The following is a 20,963-nucleotide window of genomic DNA, read 5'->3' as shown; positions in this document are numbered from 1 at the left end:
TCTGAACCACCCCCTTCCCACCGAAGTTGTTGGTAGTCACTGACAGGCAGGTCTTCTGGCTTAGCGTCATCCTCACCCGTCCTTCCCAATCTTGCGATCAGTGGTCAATACGGGGTCGTCAGCATCACAGCAGCGGGGGCTGCGGGGGATTCTCACCCCCTTCCCTACCACAAATGTGGCAAACCTGTCAGTTCAAGAGCCTGATTAATTAAGCTCTCTGTTATGAGGTAAATTCACGACCTCATGACAATAATTCAATTTAATATCTTGCCGGGTTCATTCAACCAATTACCTGGCCTAAAACCACTTATTCATATGCTCGCATTCTGAATGAAAGTGCCAACAAAGAATAAAGAAAGTCATTCACAGAGACACTGTATCTCATCACAAAAATAAAAACTGGTGCAGTTTATCCCTCTAATACTATTATTTTGTTGCGCTATGACAATTTATTGACTGCTGTCGCTACTTTTCATTTTATAATGACTGGCATAGCGCCCTATATCAAAAATCGGCAATAGCAAAATATTGCTATTTAAGCGGACTCGCCACGTGAAATGACATTTATTTGCTGGCGAAATGCCTGCGGCGTGACCTGATACGTTTGACGAAAAACTTTGCAAAAATAACTGGTTTGCGAAAATCCTAAATTACGCGCAATGCTGGCTATGCTCCAGTCACTGTGGCAAAGCAGCTCTTTTGCACTGGCCATTCGCTGCTGGTTTACCCATGCGTTAAAACCGATACCATGATATTTTTTGAACAATTTGCTGAAATAGTAAGGGCTAAGGTAAACATGAGAGGCGACATCCTCCAGACGCAATTCGTCTGATAAATGCGCATCAATATAACGCAGTGCTTTTTTCATTTTGCTGTCATGAGGATTGGTGCTGCGGTTAGCGCGTACCGGCTCTGACTGCTGCGGGTTATCTTTGATAACCACAAAATTAAGTTGTTTCTTAAGGCAATTTTCTACGATGAGCTTCAGCAGATCCGCTGAGGCGATGACTCGCGAATAGTCCATTTCCGGTACATTACGAAACTCGTTGACCAGTTCGGGATCGGCTTGCCAGCGGTCATCTACATTCAGAATATCAACCAAACCAACATCGTTACTTAAGCGTACCTGGCCACAAAGCACAAACCCTACCAGGTGCCCCGCAATGACCAGCGGAATTGAGAAGTCGGTAAGTCCGGCGTGACAGCGATAGATGCAGGGTTGATCGGATTTAGAGGCTTCCAGCCCTCCACAGCGATCGCTCATACGACAACGGGTACTGTGCTGAGGATGCTGACGCATCAACTGGCAAAAAGGGGTGAAATTAAAAAGCTCAGAAATTTCATCACCGTGAATATTGACAACCACAACGGCCAGACTGGTGGCCTGCGCAAAATCCTGTGCGATTTTATTAATGAGTTCTGAGTTCAGGGCACTCGCAGAAATCATGATAAAACCTCTCAGTTAATTTATTGTTATAAATAAAACATATTATTCACATTCATTTTCACCCTGCCATCCTGAGCATTGATGAAAGTCGTAATTGAACATAACAAAAGTCTCCCATTCTTGGGAGACTTTTTGGGCAGTTCAGGATACCGGATCACGAAAACAGTTTTTACTTTTCAAAAATAAACTTCTTCTGTGAAGCTAGGGAAGGTGCGAATAAGCAGGTCATTTCTTCCCAAGCTGACTCGCTGATTAAAATTTCGCGGATCTGGGCCGATTTTTTTCCCGCAAACACATCGAATCAGCCTATTTAGGCTATTTTTTCCACCATTTCTGGCGTTATTTCCGGTTTTTACTGAGATCTCTCCCACTGACGTATCATTTGGTCCACCCGAAACAGGTTGGCCAGGGTGAATAACATCGCCAGTTGGTTATCGTTTTTCAGCAGCCCCTTGTATCTGGCTTTCACGAAGCCGAACTGCCGCTTGATGATGCGAAACGGGTGCTCCACCCTGGCACGGATGCTGGCTTTCATGTATTCGATGTTGATGGCCGTTTTGTTCTTGCGCGGATGCTGCTTCAAGGTTTTTACCCTGCCGGGACGCTCGGCGATCAGCCAGTCCACATCCACCTCGGCCAGCTCCTCGCGCTGTGGCGCTCCTTGGTAGCCGGCATCGGCTGAGACAAATTGCTCCTCTCCATGAAGCAGATTACCCAGCTGATTGAGGTCATGCTCGTTGGCCGCGGTGGTGACTAGGCTGTGGGTCAGGCCACTCTTGGCATCGACACCAATGTGGGCCTTCATGCCAAAGTGCCACTGATTGCCTTTCTTGGTCTGATGCATCTCCGGATCGCGTTGCTGCTCTTTGTTCTTGGTAGAGCTGGGTGCCTCAATGATGGTGGCATCCACCAAAGTGCCTTGGGTCATCATGACGCCTGCTTCGGCCAGCCAGCGATTGATGGTCTTGAACAATTGACGGGCCAGTTGATGCTGCTCGAGCAGGTGGCGGAAATTCATGATGGTGGTGCGATCCGGCAGGGCGCTATCCAGGGATAATCGGGCAAACAGGCGCATGGAGGCGATTTCGTACAGGGCATCTTCCATGGCACCGTCGCTCAGGTTGTACCAATGCTGCATGCAGTGAATACGCAGCATGGTCTCCAGCGGATAGGGCCGTCGGCCATTGCCCGCCTTGGGATAAAACGGCTCGATGACAGCGGTCATATTCTGCCATGGCAGAATCTGCTCCATGCGGGAGAGGAAAATCTCTTTTCGGGTCTGACGGCGCTTAGTGCTGAATTCACTATCGGCGAAGGTGAGTTGATGGCTCATGATGTCCCTCTGGGATGCGCTCCGGATGAATATGATGATCTCATATCAGGAACTTGTTCGCACCTTCCCTAGCTCTCATTTTCGTCCAGCTTACACGTATTACACGGTAAATTTTTGCCAATCAAATAACGATAAATTGCTGCACCCGCGCACGCGCCGATGATAGGGGCCACAATCGGTACAATGAAATAAGGGATATCACGCCCACCGGTCATCGCAACATCTCCCCACCCGGCCATCCAGGTAAACAATTTAGGGCCAAAATCACGCGCCGGATTCATCGCAAATCCGGTGAGCGGACCGGTGGATGCGCCGATAACAGCAACCAGAATACCAATCAGCAATGGTGCCAACGGACCTTTAGGAACGCCGTTACCGTCGTCAGTCAGCGCCATGATCATCCCCATAAGAATGGAGGTAATCACCACTTCGACCAACGCTGCCTGCCAGACGCTGAGCGCCGCCGCAGGATAAGTACTAAAAATACTGGCAAGGTGCAGGCTTTCCAGACTGCCGCGCACCATCTGGTGGGCCGACTCATACTCGGTAAACAGACTGCCGTAGAGCAAATAAGCCAGCAAAGCGCCACCAAAGGCCCCCGCGACCTGCGCCACAGTGTAAGGTAAAACTTTGCGCCCCGGAAAACAGGCAAACAGCCACAGTGCGATGGTGATAGCAGGGTTGAGATGCGCGCCAGAAATCCCGGCCGTCAGGTAGACTGCAAGCGAGATCCCCAGCCCCCAAATGATGCAGATTTCCCACAATCCCAGGCTGGCACCTGCGACTTTCAGAGCGCTCAGGCAGCCAATACCAAAAAACAAAAACAGCCCGGTACCCAAAAACTCAGCAATGCATTGCGCTTTTAGTGAATCGTTCATTGTGACACCTTCTAAGCAGAGTTCGTGTCTTTACCAGCGGACTCCTTACTGGCAAGTAGAATACTTCGAGGCTTACTATAAAAGGCCGTATCAGCAAATTGTTGGCATTCTGCGGATAGCTTGCCCTTTAAAATCGTGGGGCAATAGCAAATTCTTGCTACGCACTTTATTAAAACATTAGAGACAATCGGGATTTCGCGTATTACACGGACATTTTCAAAACAATAAAATATTGCTATTAGCAGAAATCTGTTTTCAAACCACCATCACAATTTCATTTTTTTCGCATAGCAAATGATATTTATAATGTCACCAGAAAAAGTGTAAATGTGGAACTGACATAACTAAATAATCATATCAACGAGATTTAATATAACCATTAAAAACAACAAGTTAAAATAATTAATAGCAATTTTATATCACCTTACCTCTATTATTTTTTCACTCTCAATTTCAAGTCAGCCATTCTTTTTCCTCGCTTCTTTTTATAGTCATGAACATCGGGACAACCCAGGCGAGGTCTTTATGCAACAAGAAGCGTTAGGAATGGTAGAAACCAAAGGCTTGACTGCAGCCATAGAGGCCGCAGATGCAATGGTGAAGTCAGCCAATGTAATGCTGGTCGGCTACGAAAAAATTGGTTCGGGGCTGGTAACAGTCATTGTCCGCGGCGATGTTGGCGCAGTCAAAGCAGCAACAGATGCAGGTGCCGCCGCAGCACGTAATGTGGGAGAAGTGAAAGCCGTACACGTCATCCCACGCCCTCACACCGATGTAGAAAAAATCTTACCGAAGGGAATTAGCTAATGAGCAGCAATGAGCTGGTTGATCAGATCATGGCGCAGGTGATTGCTCGCGTGGCAACGCCGGAACAGCAGGCTATCCCTGAAAATAATCCTCCAACACGAGAAACGGCTATGGCAGAGAAAAGCTGCAGTTTAACGGAGTTTGTCGGTACTGCGATTGGCGACACCGTCGGTCTGGTAATCGCCAACGTGGACAGCGCCCTACTGGACGCAATGAAACTTGAAAAACGGTATCGCTCCATTGGCATCCTTGGCGCGCGTACTGGTGCAGGCCCGCACATCATGGCCGCAGATGAAGCGGTAAAAGCCACCAATACTGAAGTCGTCAGTATTGAGTTGCCACGTGATACCAAAGGCGGCGCGGGTCACGGTTCGCTGATTATTCTCGGCGGCAACGATGTTTCCGACGTGAAACGCGGAATTGAGGTTGCGCTGAAAGAACTGGATCGCACCTTTGGCGATGTTTACGCCAACGAAGCCGGTCACATCGAAATGCAATACACCGCACGCGCCAGCTACGCGCTGGAAAAAGCCTTTGGTGCACCGATTGGCCGTGCCTGTGGCGTGATCGTCGGCGCCCCGGCATCCGTTGGTGTCCTGATGGCTGATACTGCGCTGAAATCCGCCAACGTGGAAGTAGTGGCCTACAGCTCCCCAGCCCATGGCACCAGCTTCAGTAACGAAGCCATTCTGGTCATTTCAGGCGATTCCGGCGCTGTGCGTCAGGCCGTTATCTCCGCCCGCGAAATCGGTAAAACCGTACTCGGGACCCTCGGCTCAGAACCGAAAAACGATCGTCCGTCCTACATCTGATATCAGTGAGGCTGATTCATGAGATCGAAAAGATTTGAAGCACTGGCGAAGCGCCCTGTGAATCAGGATGGCTTCGTTAAGGAGTGGATCGAAGAAGGCTTCATTGCGATGGAAAGCCCGAACGACCCTAAACCGTCGATTAAAATCGTCAACGGTACAGTCACAGAACTGGACGGCAAATCCGCCAGTGAATTTGACTTAATTGACCATTTCATTGCCCGCTATGGCATTAACCTGGCGCGCGCTGAAGAAGTCATGGCGATGGACTCAGTAAAACTTGCCAATATGCTTTGCGACCCTAACGTGAAGCGCAAAGACATTGTGCCGCTGACCACCGCAATGACCCCGGCAAAAATTGTCGAAGTGGTGTCCCATATGAACGTCGTTGAGATGATGATGGCCATGCAGAAAATGCGTGCTCGTCGTACACCGTCTCAGCAGGCGCACGTCACTAACGTTAAAGATAATCCGGTGCAGATTGCCGCTGATGCGGCTGAAGGCGCCTGGCGCGGATTTGACGAACAGGAAACGACGGTTGCCGTTGCGCGTTATGCACCCTTTAACGCCATTGCGCTGTTAGTCGGCTCACAGGTTGGGCGCCCTGGCGTATTAACCCAGTGCTCGCTGGAAGAAGCGACCGAACTTAAACTCGGTATGTTAGGCCACACCTGTTACGCGGAAACCATCTCTGTCTATGGTACTGAACCCGTCTTTACCGACGGCGATGACACGCCATGGTCGAAAGGTTTCCTCGCCTCTTCCTACGCCTCACGCGGTCTGAAAATGCGCTTTACCTCCGGTTCTGGCTCAGAAGTTCAGATGGGTTACGCCGAAGGTAAATCGATGCTTTACCTTGAAGCCCGCTGTATTTACATCACCAAAGCCGCTGGCGTACAGGGTTTACAAAATGGTTCAGTAAGCTGCATCGGCGTGCCTTCCGCTGTGCCGTCAGGCATTCGTGCGGTGTTAGCTGAAAACCTGATCTGTTCCTCCCTGGATCTGGAGTGTGCCTCCAGCAACGACCAAACCTTTACCCACTCGGATATGCGTCGTACTGCCCGCCTGCTGATGCAGTTCCTGCCGGGTACTGACTTCATCTCTTCCGGTTATTCCGCTGTGCCGAACTACGACAACATGTTTGCGGGTTCGAACGAGGATGCCGAAGATTTTGACGACTACAACGTTCTCCAGCGAGACCTCAAGGTAGATGGGGGTCTGCGTCCGGTTCGTGAAGAAGACGTTATCGCCATTCGTAATAAAGCGGCACGTGCACTGCAGGCCGTCTTTGCCGGGATGGGATTACCGCCAATCACTGATGAAGAAGTGGAAGCGGCGACTTACGCCCACGGTTCGAAAGATATGCCGGAGCGAAACATCGTTGAAGATATCAAGTTTGCGCAAGAGATCATCAATAAAAACCGTAACGGTCTGGAAGTGGTGAAAGCCCTTGCTCAGGGCGGGTTTACCGATGTCGCTCAGGACATGCTCAACATCCAGAAAGCCAAGTTAACCGGGGATTATCTGCATACCTCCGCCATTATCGTTGGCGACGGACAGGTGCTATCCGCAGTAAATGACGTCAATGACTATGCCGGTCCGGCAACAGGTTATCGCCTACAAGGCGAACGCTGGGAAGAGATCAAAAACATCCCTGGCGCACTTGATCCCAACGAGCTTGGCTAAGGGGTGAAAAATGGAAATCAATGAAAAGCTGCTGCGCCAGATAATTGAAGACGTACTGTCTGAAATGCAAACCAGCGACAAACCCGTCTCATTCCGCGCATCGACAGCGGCTAGCGCACCACAGGCTGCAGCGGCGCAGGGCGACAGCTTTCTGACCGAGATTGGCGAAGCCAAACAAGGCCAGCAGCAAGACGAAGTGATTATTGCCGTAGGTCCCGCGTTTGGACTGTCGCAAACCGTCAATATCGTAGGGATCCCGCATAAGAACATCTTGCGCGAAGTGATTGCGGGTATTGAAGAAGAAGGCATTAAAGCGCGCGTTATCCGCTGCTTTAAATCCTCCGATGTGGCATTTGTCGCCGTGGAAGGTAACCGTCTGAGCGGTTCCGGGATCTCTATCGGCATCCAGTCAAAAGGCACCACGGTTATCCACCAGCAGGGGTTACCGCCGCTTTCTAACCTGGAGCTGTTCCCTCAGGCACCGCTTCTGACGCTGGAAACCTATCGTCAGATCGGTAAAAACGCCGCGCGTTATGCCAAGCGTGAATCTCCGCAACCGGTCCCTACTCTGAATGACCAGATGGCTCGTCCTAAGTACCAGGCGAAATCGGCCATTCTGCACATTAAAGAGACCAAATACGTCGTGACGGGCAAAAACCCGCAGGAACTGCGCGTGGCGCTTTGATAAAGGATAACTCCATGAATACCGACGCAATTGAATCGATGGTTCGGGATGTGCTGAGCCGGATGAACAGCCTGCAAGGCGAGCCCGCGACGCCGGTCGCGGCGAGTTCATCAGCACATACCGCGAAAGTCACGGATTACCCTCTCGCGAATAAACATCCTGAGTGGGTAAAAACCGCAACCAACAAAACTCTGGATGACTTCACGCTCGAAAATGTTCTGAGCAACAAAGTGACGGCGCAGGACATGCGCATCACCCCTGAAACGCTGCGCCTTCAGGCGGAAATCGCCAAAGATGCCGGACGTGACAGACTGGCGATGAACTTCGAGCGTGCAGCTGAGCTAACCGCTGTACCTGACGATCGCATTCTTGAGATCTACAACGCGCTACGCCCATACCGCTCAACGAAAGATGAGCTGATGGCCATCGCCGACGATCTCGAAAATCGTTATCAGGCAAAGATCTGTGCAGCTTTCGTTCGTGAAGCGGCAGCGCTGTACGTTGAGCGTAAAAAACTCAAAGGCGACGACTAACTCAGGGACAGGATCATGCGATATATAGCTGGCATTGACATAGGCAACTCATCAACGGAAGTCGCTCTGGCTACCCTCGATGAGTCTGGCGCACTTAGCATCACCGGCAGCGCGCTGGCAGAAACCACCGGAATTAAAGGCACATTACGTAATGTGTTTGGTATTCAGGAGGCACTTTCGCTGGCAGCAAAAAACGCTGGTATCAATGTCAGCGATATTTCGCTAATCCGTATTAACGAAGCCACCCCGGTCATTGGCGACGTCGCGATGGAAACGATAACCGAAACCATCATCACTGAATCCACCATGATCGGCCATAACCCTAAAACGCCGGGCGGCGTCGGATTAGGCGTTGGCGTCACTATTACGCCGGAAGACCTGCTCAGCCGTCCGGCGGATACGCCCTATATTCTGGTGGTTTCATCGGCCTTTGATTTCGCCGATGTCGCCACGATGATTAATGCCTCCGTCCGCGCCGGATACCAGTTAACTGGCGTTATTTTGCAGCAGGACGATGGCGTATTGGTCAGTAATCGTCTGACCCACCCCTTGCCTATCGTCGATGAAGTCCTTCATATCGACCGCATCCCGCTAGGTATGCTGGCTGCCATTGAGGTCGCAATTCCAGGAAAAGTCATTGAAACGCTTTCTAACCCTTACGGGATTGCGACCGTTTTTGGCCTCAACGCCGACGAGACTAAAAACATTGTCCCGATGGCGCGGGCGCTTATCGGCAACCGTTCTGCCGTGGTCGTGAAAACGCCATCAGGTGATGTGAAAGCACGAGCCATTCCTGCCGGAAATCTGGAGCTACAGTCACAGGGTCGTACCGTACGGGTCGACGTTGCAGCTGGCGCTGAAGCGATTATGAAAGCGGTTGGCGAATGCCCGAAGCTGGATAACGTCACCGGAGAGGCTGGCACCAATATTGGCGGCATGCTGGAGCATGTGCGCCAGACAATGGCTGAATTAACCAACAAACCCAGCCACGAAATTTTTATTCAGGACCTGCTGGCAGTCGATACCTCGGTTCCCGTCAGCGTGACCGGCGGGCTAGCCGGTGAGTTCTCGCTGGAACAAGCTGTCGGCATTGCTTCCATGGTGAAATCAGACCGCCTGCAAATGGCGATGATTGCTCAGGAAATCACGCAAAAGCTCAACATTGACGTCCAGGTTGGCGGCGCCGAAGCCGAAGCGGCCATTCTGGGGGCCTTAACCACCCCCGGCACGACGCGGCCACTGGCTATTCTGGACCTCGGTGCAGGATCGACCGATGCCTCCATCATCAACCCGAAAGGCGAAATTATTGCCACGCACCTGGCGGGTGCGGGCGATATGGTCACGATGATTATTGCCCGTGAACTGGGGCTGGAAGACCGTTATCTCGCTGAAGAGATCAAAAAGTACCCGCTGGCGAAAGTCGAGAGCTTGTTCCATCTTCGCCACGAAGATGGCAGCGTCCAGTTCTTCCCTACACCTCTCCCGCCAACGGTTTTTGCCCGCGTATGCGTAGTAAAACCCGATGAACTGGTGCCACTGCCAGGCGAACTGGCGCTGGAGAAAGTCCGGGCCATTCGCCGCAGCGCTAAGGAACGCGTTTTCGTCACCAACGCACTCAGAGCGCTACGTCAGGTGAGTCCGACCGGGAACATTCGGGATATTCCCTTTGTGGTGCTGGTTGGCGGCTCATCCCTGGACTTTGAAGTTCCGCAACTGGTCACCGATGCGCTGGCACACTATCGCCTGGTTGCCGGGCGCGGCAACATTCGTGGTACCGAAGGTCCGCGCAACGCGGTCGCGACAGGGCTGATTCTCTCCTGGTACAAGGCATTCGCTCATGGAAAGTAATCTCACCACGCCAGCCATCGTTATCTTCGCCACTGCTGGATGCACTGACGTCTGGAGTGATGTGCTGCTGGGTATTGAAGAAGAAGGGATCCCCTTTGTGATTCAGGAGAGCCCGTCAACTGACGTTATCCACAACGCATGGCTGGCGGCTTGCCACTCGCCGCTGCTGGTTGGCATTGGCTGTAGTCGCGAAAAACTGGTCGTGCACTATAAAAACTTACCCACATCAGCGCCACTATTTACGCTGACGTATCAACAAGATAACCATGCCCGACGCAGCATTGGTAATAACGCTGCGCGGCTGGTTAAAGGCATTCCGTTTCGGGAATGCCACTCATAACCCACAGGAGAAAAGCAGTATGAATAACGCACTGGGACTGGTTGAAACAAAAGGGCTCGTCGGCGCTATTGAAGCCGCTGATGCCATGGTGAAATCCGCAAACGTGCAGTTGGTTGGTTACGAAAAAATCGGCTCAGGCCTTATCACCGTTATGGTTCGCGGCGATGTCGGCGCAGTGAAAGCTGCCGTAGATGCAGGAAGCGCCGCAGCAAGCGCCGTTGGCGAGGTGAAATCCTGCCACGTTATCCCGCGTCCGCACAGCGACGTTGAAGCCATTTTACCTAAATCCGCATAAGTCGTTGCAACCAAGGAGCACAGCGTGAAGCAATCACTGGGATTACTTGAAGTTAGTGGTCTGGCATTAGCCATCAGTTGCGCGGACGTCATGGCGAAAGCCGCCTCCATCACGCTGGTGGGCCTCGAAAAAACCAACGGTTCAGGCTGGATGGTGATCAAGATAATCGGGGATGTGGCCTCCGTCCAGGCGGCCATTTCCACCGGTGTCAGTTTCGCTGACCAGCGAGATGGACTGGTGGCTAACAAAGTCATATCCAGACCAGGGGATGGCATTCTGTCACATAGCGTCACCCCGGAGTCTGAGCCAACGCCCGCCCCGACACCGGTCGTACCACATGAAGAGATGACTGAGGACCATGCAGCGCCCGAAGCGCCGCAAGATGCAGAGTTGATTAGCTGCAATCTGTGTCTTGACCCTGCCTGCCCCCGTCAAAAGGGCGAGCCGCGCTCTCTTTGTCTGCACTCAGGCAAACGAGGTGAAGCGTGATGGATAAACAGCAACTGGAGACAACGGTCACCAAAGTTCTGGATGAAATGCGTGAGCGCCCTATTCCGCTAGGGATCTCTAATCGTCATATTCATCTATGCGCTGAAGATTACGACCGCTTGTTTCCCAATCACCCTATTAGTGAGAAAAAAGAGCTGCTGCAGCCCGGACAATATGCAGCAGACCAGACCGTCACGCTGGTGGGACCAAAAGGTCAGTTAAAAAATGTGCGCTTACTCGGCCCACTGCGTAGCACCAGTCAGGTCGAAATTTCTCGTACCGACGCTCGTACGTTGGGAATTGCTGCTCCACTACGGATGTCAGGCAGTATCGAGGGCACGCCTGGCGTTCGCCTTATCAGTCAATTTGCTGAACTGGACTTAGCATCCGGGGTAATCGTCGCCCAACGCCATATCCATATGTCGCCGCTCGATGCCCTAATCCTGCGCGTTTCCCATGGCGATAAAGTCTCTGTTGCCATTAATGGCGATGAACGTCGACTGATTTTCGATAACGTCGCCGTACGCGTTTCGCCGGATATGCGCCTTGAGATGCATATCGATACCGACGAAGCCAATGCTGCGGGCGCAGATAATCCGCAGGCATTTGCCACACTGGTGAGCCCACGATGAACAACGAACTGCTGCAACGCATTATCGAGGAGGTTGTTTCCCGATTAAAAAAACGCGCGGAAAGCACGCTCTCGCTTAGCGTCGCGCAGTTACGGGAAATCGAACTACGGACATTGTGCTGCCAGTACTCGTCGCTCCACCTCCTGCAGGCGGACCTGCCATTGCTGGAGCAAATTGCCGAGGGCTGCGCAGACAACATATCGGTGGTAACGATCCACGAAGCGCTGGCATGCGGAGTCCGCGTGAAAATTTCACTACAACACCGATTGTTACCCGCAATCCCCGTTAGAAAACTTGCGCGTCTGCCTCTGGAGTTCAGTGACGAGCTGGGGCGAATCATCGTTTTGCATCCTGACAAACTTCTCAGCTATGCCGACGTCGCCCAACTGAAGGGGGGCGTTCTGGTGCTACGTCGTCGATGTGTCGTGACGGCTCTGGCTCAGGACGCCGTCGGTACGCGAAATGTCCAATTAATTAAGCAGGAGTGAGCTATGCATCTGGCACGGGTTACAGGCGTTGTGGTTTCCACGCAAAAATCCCCATCACTGGTGGGGAAGAAACTGTTGCTGGTACGTCGGGTGAGTGTGGACGGAGAGCTTCCCGCGTCCCCTGTGAGTGGAGATGAAGTCGCGGTTGATTCTGTCGGCGCTGGAACTGGAGAACTGGTATTACTCAGCAGTGGCTCCAGCGCCAGACACGTTTTTTCCGGCCCTAATGAGGCCATCGATCTGGCTATCGTCGGCATTGTCGACACGCTTTCTCGTTAGGAGGAACTATGGCGATTTATACCCGCACTGGCGATGCTGGCACAACGGCCCTCTTTACCGGGCAACGCGTGAGCAAAACGCACCCGCGCGTCGAGGCTTACGGTACACTGGACGAACTTAATGCGGCGCTTAGCCTGTGTGTTTGCGCAGCGAAAAACCCGCTGCACCGCCAGTTACTCGAAAACATTCAACTGCAGCTTTTTTGGTTCAGCGCCGAGCTGGCAAGCGAAAGCGAACAGCCAGCGCCAGAGCAGCGCTACATCAGCTCAGAAGAAATTGCCGCGCTGGAAGCCGCCATTGATACCGCGATGGGGAGAGTGCCCCCCCTACGCAGCTTTATTTTACCTGGCCGCAGCGAAGCCGCCAGCCGTCTGCACTTTGCCCGCACGCTGGCCCGCCGCGCAGAGAGGCGACTGGTCGAACTCTCCACCGAGATTTCCGTCAGACACGTGCTGATGCGTTATATCAATCGCCTCTCCGACTGCTTATATGCGCTTGCACGAGCAGAAGATCATGACGCCCATCAAAACAACATTATTCAGAAAGTGGCGGAGCGTTATCTCGCAGCCATCCGTACATCAGCCACCAGGGAGCCGGCTATGTCTCTGTCTTTTCAGGAACTCCACCAACTCACTCGCGCTGCGGTAACGAGAGCAGAAGAACTTCAGGTTCCGGTCGTCATCAGCATTGTTGATGCGAATGGGACCCAAACGGTGACCTGGCGCATGCCTGACGCATTACTCGTCAGTAGCGAACTGGCACCGAAAAAAGCCTGGACCGCCGTGGCAATGAAAACCGCCACGCACGAGCTGACATCGGAAGTGCAGCCAGGCGCCGCGCTTTACGGTCTGGAAAGCCATATGCAGGGAAAAGTCGTCACCTTCGGTGGCGGGTACGCATTATGGCGTGAGGGGTTACTCCTTGGGGGTCTTGGCATCAGCGGGGGAAGCGTTGAGCAGGATATGGACATTGCAGAAACTGCCATTGCGGCAATTAACGTGAGAATACATCAATGAACACTTCAGAACTTGAAACCCTTATTCGTAACATTTTGAGTGAGCAACTTGCCCCGGCAAAAGCAGAAGTTAAGGGTAATGGAATTTTTCCGTCCGTTAGCGAAGCGATCGATGCCGCTCATCAGGCTTTTCTGCGTTATCAGCAATGTCCATTGAAAACCCGCAGCGCCATCATTAACGCCCTGCGAGAAGAGCTGACGCCTCACCTTGCTTCATTGGCTGCTGAAAGCGCTGCCGAAACGGGAATGGGCAACAAAGAGGATAAGTTCCTTAAAAATAAAGCTGCGTTGGACAATACCCCGGGCATCGAAGATCTCACCACCACGGCGCTTACCGGCGACGGCGGCATGGTGTTATTCGAGTATTCACCCTTTGGCGTGATTGGTTCCGTCGCCCCCAGCACCAACCCGACGGAAACCATTATTAACAACAGCATCAGTATGCTGGCTGCGGGAAATAGCGTTTATTTTAGCCCACATCCAGGTGCAAAAGCGGTCTCACTGAAGCTGATTACCATGATTGAAGATATTGCTTTTCGCTGCTGCGGGATTCGGAATCTTGTCGTCACGGTCACAGAACCCACTTTTGAGGCTACCCAGCAGATGATGGCGCACCCTAAAATCGCAGTTCTGGCGATTACCGGTGGTCCAGGCATTGTTGCTATGGGCATGAAAAGCGGGAAAAAAGTCATTGGCGCAGGCGCAGGCAATCCTCCCTGCATTGTTGATGAAACAGCCGACCTGGTTAAGGCGGCGGAAGATATCATCAATGGCGCATCCTTTGATTACAACCTCCCCTGCATTGCTGAGAAGAGCCTCATTGTTGTTGATGCCGTTGCCGAACGACTGGTTCAACAAATGCAGTCTTTTGGCGCGATGCGACTCAATAGCGAAGAGGTAGACAAACTGCGCGCAGTTTGTCTACCAGAAGGAATAGCCAATAAACAACTGGTAGGGAAAAGCCCGGCAACCTTACTGGAAGCCGCGGGAATACCGGTTCCGGCAAAAGCACCTCGATTACTGATAGGTATCGTCAAGGCTGACGACCCATGGGTTACCAGCGAGCAACTGATGCCAATGCTCCCCATCGTAACGGTGAGCGATTTTGACAGCGCGTTAACGTTGGCCCTGAAGGTTGAAGAGGGATTGCATCACACCGCCATTATGCATTCGCAAAATGTGTCACGTCTGAACCTTGCCGCGCGCACGCTTCAGACCTCCATTTTTGTGAAAAATGGCCCCTCTTATGCTGGGATTGGCGTTGGTGGTGAAGGCTTTACCACCTTCACCATCGCAACGCCGACCGGCGAAGGAACGACATCTGCGCGCACTTTCGCACGCTCTCGTCGTTGCGTGCTGACAAACGGTTTTTCTATTCGCTAATGGGGCCGTTATGAAAAGCTTTTCACTGCAAACTCGATTGTACAGCGGCCAGGGAAGCCTGGATGTGCTTAAGCGCTTCACGAATAAGCATATCTGGATTATCTGCGATGGTTTTCTCGCGCGTTCTCCCCTGATTGAAAAGCTGCGCGACGCGCTGCCAGCGGATAACCGCATCAGCATTTTCAGCGATATCACCCCCGATCCCACCATTAACACGGTAGTACAAGGGATTGCGCAAATGCAGTCCCTACGACCGGACGTCGTCATTGGTTTTGGCGGTGGCTCTGCACTGGACGCCGCAAAAGCCATCGTCTGGTTCAGCCGACAGTTCGGTATTGAGATTGAAACCTGCGTTGCAATTCCCACCACCAGCGGCACGGGATCGGAGGTAACCAGCGCCTGCGTGATTAGCGATCCGGATAAAGGCATTAAGTATCCATTATTTAATAATGCGCTTTATCCGGACATGGCCATCCTTGATCCGACGCTGGTCGTCAGCGTTCCACCAGCCATAACAGCGAATACCGGCATGGACGTATTAACGCATGCGCTGGAGGCTTACGTGTCCACGAAAGCCAGCGACTTCACCGATGCGCTGGCTGAAAAAGCGGCACAAATTGTCTTCCAGTACCTGCCTGTCGCCGTCAGCAAAGGCGACTGCCTGGCAACCAGAGGAAAAATGCACAACGCGTCAACACTCGCGGGAATGGCATTCAGTCAGGCTGGTCTGGGTATCAATCATGCGATTGCCCATCAGTTGGGCGGCCAGTTTCATCTGCCCCACGGACTTGCCAATGCGCTGCTGCTGACCCATGTCATTCATTTTAATGCCCGCGATCCTCGGGCTGCGAAGCGCTATGCCCGTTTCGCTAAAGCCTGCCACCTATGCCCGGATAACGCGAACGATACGGCGGCACTGAATGCGCTAATTCGTCATATAGAGCTACTCAAAAAACAGTGTGCGTTACCTTCTTTTGCTGACGCGCTTAAAGACGGAAAGCAAGCCTGGTCACAACGTATACCGTCGATGGTTCAGGCCGCGCTGGCTGATGTCACGCTGCAAACCAATCCTCGTGTTGCCGACGCCAGCGCCATGCAGGAACTGCTTGAGGAATTATTATGAAGACAGCCATGACGGCAGAGTCCACGCTTTATGATGCGCAGACAATTCGCGAACGCGTTCGCGCAGCGGGTGTTGTCGGGGCCGGAGGCGCAGGCTTTCCTGCTCACGTAAAATTACAGGCGCAGGTCGATACGTTTCTGGTCAATGCGGCTGAATGTGAACCGATGCTGAAAGTTGACCAGCAATTGATGGCCGTTCAGGCTGAGCGACTTATCCGTGGCGTTCAATATGCCATGACGGCTACCGGGGCCAGGGCCGGTATTATTGCGCTCAAAGAGAAATATCAAAAGGCTATCAATGCGTTAACGCCCCTTCTGCCTGCCGGGATCCGCTTACATATTTTGCCTGATGTCTACCCGGCTGGTGACGAGGTTTTGACCATCTGGATGGCAACGGGCCGGAGAGTTCCGCCTGCCGCGCTGCCGGTCAGCGTCGGCGTGGTGGTCAATAACGTCCAGACTGTACTCAACATCGCCAGAGCCGTTGAGCAGCAATACCCGGTTACGCGTCGTACCCTGACCGTTAACGGCGCGGTCGCCAGACCAATCACTATGACCGTCCCTATCGGAATGTCTTTACGTGAGGTTCTGGCGTTGGCAGGTGGTGCTACCGTTGACGATCCCGGTTTTATTAACGGTGGTCCGATGATGGGCGGCCTGATTACCTCACTGGATACCCCAGTCAGCAAGACCACCGGGGGACTGCTGGTTTTACCAAAGTCTCATGCGTTGATTCAGCGGCGGATGCAGGATGAACGCACCGTGCTTTCCGTCGCAAAAACCGTTTGCGAGCAGTGTCGTCTGTGTACGGATTTGTGCCCAAGACATTTGATCGGCCATGAATTATCGCCGCACCTGCTGGTTCGCGCGGTTAATTATCAGCAGACGGCCACACCGCAGTTACTGCTCACAGCCCTGACCTGTTCAGAATGCAATGTATGTGAAAGCGTAGCCTGTCCGGTTGGGATTTCACCGATGCGAATCAACCGCATGCTTAAACGCGAGCTACGGGCGCTCAACCATCGTTATGAAGGGCCGTTAAATCCTGAGGATGAAATGGCGAAGTATCGGCTTATTCCGGTGAAGCGCCTTATTACCAAACTGGGCCTTAGCGACTGGTATCACGATGCGCCACTGACTGAGACTGATTATCCCACGGATAAAACGACGCTGTTGCTACGCCAGCATATTGGTGCCAGCGCCATCCCATGTGTACAGCAGGGCGAACACGTTGTTCGCGGTCAATGCGTTGCCGATGTGCCGTCCGGTGCATTAGGCGCACCTGTCCACGCCAGTATTGACGGTATTGTCAGCGAAATTACTGAGCAATCCATCACGGTAATAAGAGGTTAATCATGTCTCAGGCTATAGGGATTTTAGAACTCACCAGCATTGCCAAAGGAATGGAAGCTGGCGATGCCATGTTAAAAAGCGCGAATGTGAATTTACTGGTCAGCAAGACCATCTGCCCGGGCAAATTTCTGCTCATGCTCGGTGGTGACGTAGGCGCAATACAACAGGCGATCGCCACCGGAACTTCTCTTGCTGGCGATATGCTCGTTGATAGTCTGGTACTACCCAACATTCACGCCAGCGTACTTCCTGCGATCAGCGGACTAAATAGCGTGGATAAGCGTCAGGCCGTGGGCATTGTTGAAACATGGAGCGTTGCGGCCTGCATCTGCGCCGCCGACCGTGCGGTTAAAGCCTCCAATGTCACGCTGGTACGCGTCCATATGGCATTTGGTATTGGCGGCAAGTGCTACATGGTTGTCGCTGGCGATGTGTCTGATGTGAATAACGCAGTGACAGTTGCCAGTGAAAGTGCGGGTGAAAAAGGTCTGTTGGTTTACCGTTCGGTCATCCCTCGTCCGCATGAAAGCATGTGGCGACAGATGGTGGAGGGATAATGGAAAGACAACCCACCACGGATCGTATGATTCAGGAATATGTTCCTGGCAAGCAGGTTACGTTGGCGCATCTTATCGCTAATCCGGGTAAAGATTTGTTCAAGAAACTGGGATTACCAGAGTCGGTTTCCGCAATCGGTATTCTGACGATTACCCCCAGCGAAGCCTCAATCATCGCCTGTGATATCGCCACGAAATCCGGGGCGGTAGAGATTGGTTTTCTCGACCGTTTTACCGGCGCTGTGGTACTGACGGGCGATGTTTCCGCCGTTGAGTACGCGCTGAAACAGGTAACCCGGACGCTGGGCGAAATGATGCGTTTTACCGCCTGTCCCATCACCCGGACATAATCTCATGAAACGCATAATGCTAATTGGCCCCAGCCAGTGCGGTAAAACGTCACTCACGCAGTGCATGCGGGGAGAGGCGCTTCACTATCAGAAGACCCAGGCCATTGTCTGGTCTCCCACAACGATAGACACACCGGGTGAATATCTCGAAAACCGCTGCCTGTACAGCGCGCTGCTGGCCAGCGCCTGTGAAGCAGACATCATCGCGCTGGTTCTCAATGCTGACGCGCCGTGGTCACCTTTTTCTCCAGGTTTTACTGGCCCGATGAACCGACCCGTTATCGGCCTCGTCACCAAAGCCGATTTAGCCAGCCCGCAGCGTATTTCTCTCGTGGAGAGTTGGTTAGTTCAGGCTGGCGCGCAAAAAGTATTTTTCACCAGCGCGCTGGAGAATACCGGGGTCGATGAGATGTTCATTTTTCTGAATGCAAAGGAACCTTCATGTCTCACAAAATAATGGCCATTAATGCAGGTAGTTCCTCGCTTAAGTTTCAGCTTCTGGCGATGCCGCAGGGTGAAATGATTTGCCAGGGACTGATCGAGCGTATCGGTATGTCTGATGCGCAGGTCACCCTAAAAGCACCAGCGCAAAAATGGCAGGAGACTTTGCCCGTAGCCGATCACCGTGAAGCAGTAACGCTGCTACTGGAAAAACTGCTCAGCCACAATATTATCAGCAGTCTGGAAGAGATCGACGGCGTTGGCCATCGCGTCGCACACGGTGGAGAATCCTTCAAAGATTCCGCGCGGGTAACTGATGAAACACTGGCGGAAATCGAACGCCTTGCGGAACTGGCACCGCTTCATAACCCGGTTAATGCGTTGGGGATTGCGATATTTCGCCAGCTACTGCCGAAAACGCCAGCCGTTGCGGTTTTTGACACGGCTTTTCATCAGACCCTTGATGAGCCTTCTTTCATCTATCCCCTGCCCTGGCGCTACTACTCAGAGCTCGGTATTCGTCGTTATGGTTTTCATGGTACCAGCCACAAGTATGTCAGCGCTCAGCTTGCTGAAAAGCTGGGCGTGCCGCTCAGCGCCCTGCGGGTTGTTTGTTGTCATCTGGGCAACGGCAGCAGCATCTGCGCTATCAAAGGCGGACACTCGGTGAATACCTCCATGGGTTTTACGCCGCAGTCTGGCGTAATGATGGGCACGCGAAGTGGCGATATTGATCCATCCATTCTGCCGTGGATTGCCCTGCGTGAAGGCAAAACCCCGCAGCAGCTCAACCAATTGCTCAACAATGAGTCCGGATTACTCGGAGTCTCTGGTGTTTCACCCGACTACCGGGATGTTGAACATGCCGCAGATATGGGCAATCACCAGGCAGCACTGGCATTGACGCTTTTTGCCGAGCGGATTCGCGCCACTATTGGCAGCTATATTATGCAGATGGGCGGTCTGGATGCGCTGGTGTTTACCGGGGGAATTGGTGAAAATTCAGCGCGTGCTCGCGCCGCGATTTGCCACAACCTGAATTTCTTAGGTCTGGCCGTTGATGAAGAAAAAAATCAGCGTAACGCCACCTTTATTCAGACGGAAAATGCGGTAGTTAAAGTGGCGGTGATTAATACCAATGAAGAGCTGATGATAGCCCAGGACGTTATGCGTTTAGCGATATCAGAAACTGTGACATTGGGCATTCCCGCCTGATATTGCCGAACCGCAAATTGCGGCAAATCATGGTAATAGCGCGATCGCCATGACACTATGCGCCGAGGATTACTGAACACAAAGGTGAAGACGTGGCTGTTGCGCAATGTCCCGCATCGTGCGGAGAACTTATCCAGGGCTGGATTCTGGGCAGTGAGAAACTGGTCTCCTGCCCGGTCGAATGGTATAGCACCGTTGAGGTTACTTCAGGCTCACCGCTGACAGATGAGCGTCCACTTTCTCGGGCAATGGTTGACAGGTTATTACAGCACTGGCAGTACCCGGCGCATCTCAGTCAGGATATCCGGATAGATATTCAGTCAACCATTCCCATCGCGAAAGGAATGGCCAGCAGCACTGCGGATATTGCCGCCACGGCCATCGCCGCGGCGCATTTTCTGGGCCATCAACTGGACGAGCCAACACTGGCGCAGCTTTGCGTTTCTCTGGAGCCAACCGACAGCACCGTTTTTCGTAAGCTAACCCTTTTCGATCATAACAACGCTTCCACGCAAATTGGTTGTGAAGCTCAGCCTCAACTCGATCTGCTGGTTCTCGAAAGCCCTGAAACATTGCGTACCGCGGATTATCACCGTATTCCACGTCATTCCGGCTTGCAGGCGGGAGCTGCGGCCCTCAAACGGGCATGGGAAAAAGTACAGGAAGCCTGTATTAGCCAAAATCCTTACCGGTTGGGAGAAGCGGCTACGCTTAGCGCAATCGCCAGCCAACTGCTGTTACCAAAGCCGGATTTTGATTCACTATTAGCACTGGTGGAAGAATGTGATTTATACGGCGTCAACGTCGCGCACAGCGGCAGCGTAGTCGGACTGATGCTGGACAGAAATCGTCATGATGTGGATTACATTAAATGGATGCTGACGCAGAAAAAACTTACGATTCACTGGCCAGAACAGCATTTGTTACGCATGGTAACAGGCGGGGTCGAACTGCAATAAGGGTCGCCGCACGGCAGCG

The 20,963-nt window shown here is 52.6% G+C and carries 25 protein-coding genes and 1 riboswitch; of the genes, 21 read left to right on the top strand and 4 right to left on the bottom strand.

Annotation, left to right across the window (positions count from 1 at the left end):
• Positions 1-27 precede the first annotated feature (27 nt).
• A riboswitch (cobalamin riboswitch) is annotated at positions 28-203 on the bottom strand.
• A 332-nt stretch (positions 204-535) separates the two neighbouring features.
• The 4 genes from pocR to pduF all read right to left on the bottom strand — a co-directional run bounded on the left by pocR (position 536) and on the right by pduF (position 3,658).
• Positions 536-1,447 carry a regulatory protein PocR gene (gene pocR / locus HVZ39_RS10005; RefSeq protein WP_016153526.1) on the bottom strand — a complete coding sequence of 304 codons (912 nt, stop codon included), beginning with the start codon at positions 1,445-1,447 and terminating at the stop codon, positions 536-538.
• A 176-nt stretch (positions 1,448-1,623) separates the two neighbouring features.
• On the bottom strand, positions 1,624-1,818 hold the full coding sequence (locus tag HVZ39_RS26825; protein WP_346011483.1) for a hypothetical protein: 195 nt from the start codon (positions 1,816-1,818) through the stop codon (positions 1,624-1,626).
• Positions 1,800-2,780: an IS5-like element ISKpn26 family transposase gene (locus tag HVZ39_RS10000; protein WP_000019450.1), complete on the bottom strand. Its 981-nt coding sequence runs from the start codon at positions 2,778-2,780 to the stop codon at positions 1,800-1,802. Before HVZ39_RS10000 ends, HVZ39_RS26825 begins: the two co-directional genes overlap by 19 nt.
• Positions 2,781-2,848: 68 nt before the next feature.
• Positions 2,849-3,658 (bottom strand): propanediol diffusion facilitator PduF, encoded by an 810-nt coding sequence (gene pduF, locus HVZ39_RS09995; RefSeq protein WP_046275692.1) that lies wholly within the window; start codon positions 3,656-3,658, stop codon positions 2,849-2,851.
• Positions 3,659-4,183: 525 nt separating this feature from the next.
• Between pduF and pduA the strand changes: the two genes are divergently transcribed.
• The 21 genes from pduA (at position 4,184) to HVZ39_RS09890 (ending at position 20,944) form a co-directional block, all read left to right on the top strand.
• A complete protein-coding gene (pduA, locus tag HVZ39_RS09990; RefSeq protein WP_003030255.1) occupies positions 4,184-4,465 on the top strand; it encodes a propanediol utilization microcompartment protein PduA in 282 nt (93 codons plus the stop codon).
• Positions 4,465-5,277, top strand: coding sequence for a propanediol utilization microcompartment protein PduB (gene pduB, locus HVZ39_RS09985; RefSeq protein WP_016153528.1), 813 nt, complete (start codon positions 4,465-4,467; stop codon positions 5,275-5,277). The genes pduA and pduB overlap by 1 nt, the downstream gene beginning before the upstream one ends.
• 18 nt (positions 5,278-5,295) lie before the next feature.
• On the top strand, positions 5,296-6,960 hold the full coding sequence (gene pduC / locus HVZ39_RS09980; protein WP_003030249.1) for a propanediol dehydratase large subunit PduC: 1,665 nt from the start codon (positions 5,296-5,298) through the stop codon (positions 6,958-6,960).
• Between the two features lie 10 nt (positions 6,961-6,970).
• On the top strand, positions 6,971-7,645 hold the full coding sequence (gene pduD / locus HVZ39_RS09975; RefSeq protein WP_003844241.1) for a propanediol dehydratase medium subunit PduD: 675 nt from the start codon (positions 6,971-6,973) through the stop codon (positions 7,643-7,645).
• Between the two features lie 14 nt (positions 7,646-7,659).
• A complete protein-coding gene (gene pduE / locus HVZ39_RS09970) occupies positions 7,660-8,178 on the top strand; it encodes a propanediol dehydratase small subunit PduE (RefSeq protein WP_049040279.1) in 519 nt (172 codons plus the stop codon).
• A 15-nt stretch (positions 8,179-8,193) separates the two neighbouring features.
• On the top strand, positions 8,194-10,026 hold the full coding sequence (locus HVZ39_RS09965) for a diol dehydratase reactivase subunit alpha (protein ID WP_019077098.1): 1,833 nt from the start codon (positions 8,194-8,196) through the stop codon (positions 10,024-10,026).
• Positions 10,016-10,366: a glycerol dehydratase reactivase beta/small subunit family protein gene (locus HVZ39_RS09960; RefSeq protein ID WP_046275690.1), complete on the top strand. Its 351-nt coding sequence runs from the start codon at positions 10,016-10,018 to the stop codon at positions 10,364-10,366. The genes HVZ39_RS09965 and HVZ39_RS09960 overlap by 11 nt, the downstream gene beginning before the upstream one ends.
• Before the next feature lie 19 nt (positions 10,367-10,385).
• Positions 10,386-10,661 (top strand): propanediol utilization microcompartment protein PduJ, encoded by a 276-nt coding sequence (gene pduJ / locus HVZ39_RS09955; RefSeq protein ID WP_001057752.1) that lies wholly within the window; start codon positions 10,386-10,388, stop codon positions 10,659-10,661.
• Between the two features lie 24 nt (positions 10,662-10,685).
• Entirely contained in the window at positions 10,686-11,150 is a 465-nt protein-coding gene (locus HVZ39_RS09950) for a BMC domain-containing protein (RefSeq protein WP_181633558.1), read from the top strand.
• Positions 11,150-11,782, top strand: coding sequence for a phosphate propanoyltransferase (locus HVZ39_RS09945; protein WP_181633557.1), 633 nt, complete (start codon positions 11,150-11,152; stop codon positions 11,780-11,782). The genes HVZ39_RS09950 and HVZ39_RS09945 overlap by 1 nt, the downstream gene beginning before the upstream one ends.
• Positions 11,779-12,270 (top strand): microcompartment protein PduM, encoded by a 492-nt coding sequence (gene pduM, locus HVZ39_RS09940; protein WP_181633556.1) that lies wholly within the window; start codon positions 11,779-11,781, stop codon positions 12,268-12,270. The genes HVZ39_RS09945 and pduM overlap by 4 nt, the downstream gene beginning before the upstream one ends.
• Positions 12,271-12,273: 3 nt before the next feature.
• Complete coding sequence (locus HVZ39_RS09935; RefSeq protein WP_046275687.1) at positions 12,274-12,549, top strand: EutN/CcmL family microcompartment protein; 276 nt, start codon at positions 12,274-12,276, stop codon at positions 12,547-12,549.
• Between the two features lie 8 nt (positions 12,550-12,557).
• Complete coding sequence (gene pduO, locus HVZ39_RS09930) at positions 12,558-13,565, top strand: two-domain cob(I)yrinic acid a,c-diamide adenosyltransferase PduO (protein WP_181633555.1); 1,008 nt, start codon at positions 12,558-12,560, stop codon at positions 13,563-13,565.
• On the top strand, positions 13,562-14,947 hold the full coding sequence (pduP, locus tag HVZ39_RS09925) for a CoA-acylating propionaldehyde dehydrogenase PduP (protein WP_047357934.1): 1,386 nt from the start codon (positions 13,562-13,564) through the stop codon (positions 14,945-14,947). Before pduO ends, pduP begins: the two co-directional genes overlap by 4 nt.
• 10 nt (positions 14,948-14,957) lie before the next feature.
• Complete coding sequence (locus tag HVZ39_RS09920) at positions 14,958-16,070, top strand: 1-propanol dehydrogenase PduQ (RefSeq protein ID WP_053389619.1); 1,113 nt, start codon at positions 14,958-14,960, stop codon at positions 16,068-16,070.
• Positions 16,067-17,422 carry a cobalamin reductase PduS gene (gene pduS / locus HVZ39_RS09915; protein ID WP_181633554.1) on the top strand — a complete coding sequence of 452 codons (1,356 nt, stop codon included), beginning with the start codon at positions 16,067-16,069 and terminating at the stop codon, positions 17,420-17,422. The genes HVZ39_RS09920 and pduS overlap by 4 nt, the downstream gene beginning before the upstream one ends.
• A 2-nt stretch (positions 17,423-17,424) precedes the next feature.
• A complete protein-coding gene (gene pduT, locus HVZ39_RS09910; RefSeq protein WP_046275683.1) occupies positions 17,425-17,979 on the top strand; it encodes a propanediol utilization microcompartment protein PduT in 555 nt (184 codons plus the stop codon).
• Positions 17,979-18,329 (top strand): propanediol utilization microcompartment protein PduU, encoded by a 351-nt coding sequence (pduU, locus tag HVZ39_RS09905; protein WP_016156881.1) that lies wholly within the window; start codon positions 17,979-17,981, stop codon positions 18,327-18,329. Before pduT ends, pduU begins: the two co-directional genes overlap by 1 nt.
• 4 nt (positions 18,330-18,333) lie before the next feature.
• Positions 18,334-18,786, top strand: coding sequence for a propanediol utilization protein PduV (gene pduV / locus HVZ39_RS09900; RefSeq protein ID WP_181633553.1), 453 nt, complete (start codon positions 18,334-18,336; stop codon positions 18,784-18,786).
• Entirely contained in the window at positions 18,771-19,985 is a 1,215-nt protein-coding gene (locus HVZ39_RS09895) for an acetate/propionate family kinase (RefSeq protein ID WP_181633552.1), read from the top strand. Before pduV ends, HVZ39_RS09895 begins: the two co-directional genes overlap by 16 nt.
• A 92-nt stretch (positions 19,986-20,077) precedes the next feature.
• Positions 20,078-20,944, top strand: a complete 867-nt coding sequence (locus HVZ39_RS09890) for an L-threonine kinase (protein ID WP_181633551.1) — start codon at positions 20,078-20,080, stop codon at positions 20,942-20,944.
• The last annotated feature ends 19 nt before the right edge of the window (positions 20,945-20,963 follow it).

The organism is Citrobacter sp. RHB35-C21 (assembly GCF_013816515.1).
Taxonomy (GTDB): domain Bacteria; phylum Pseudomonadota; class Gammaproteobacteria; order Enterobacterales; family Enterobacteriaceae; genus Citrobacter; species Citrobacter braakii.
This window is presented reverse-complemented; position numbering and strand designations above follow the sequence as displayed.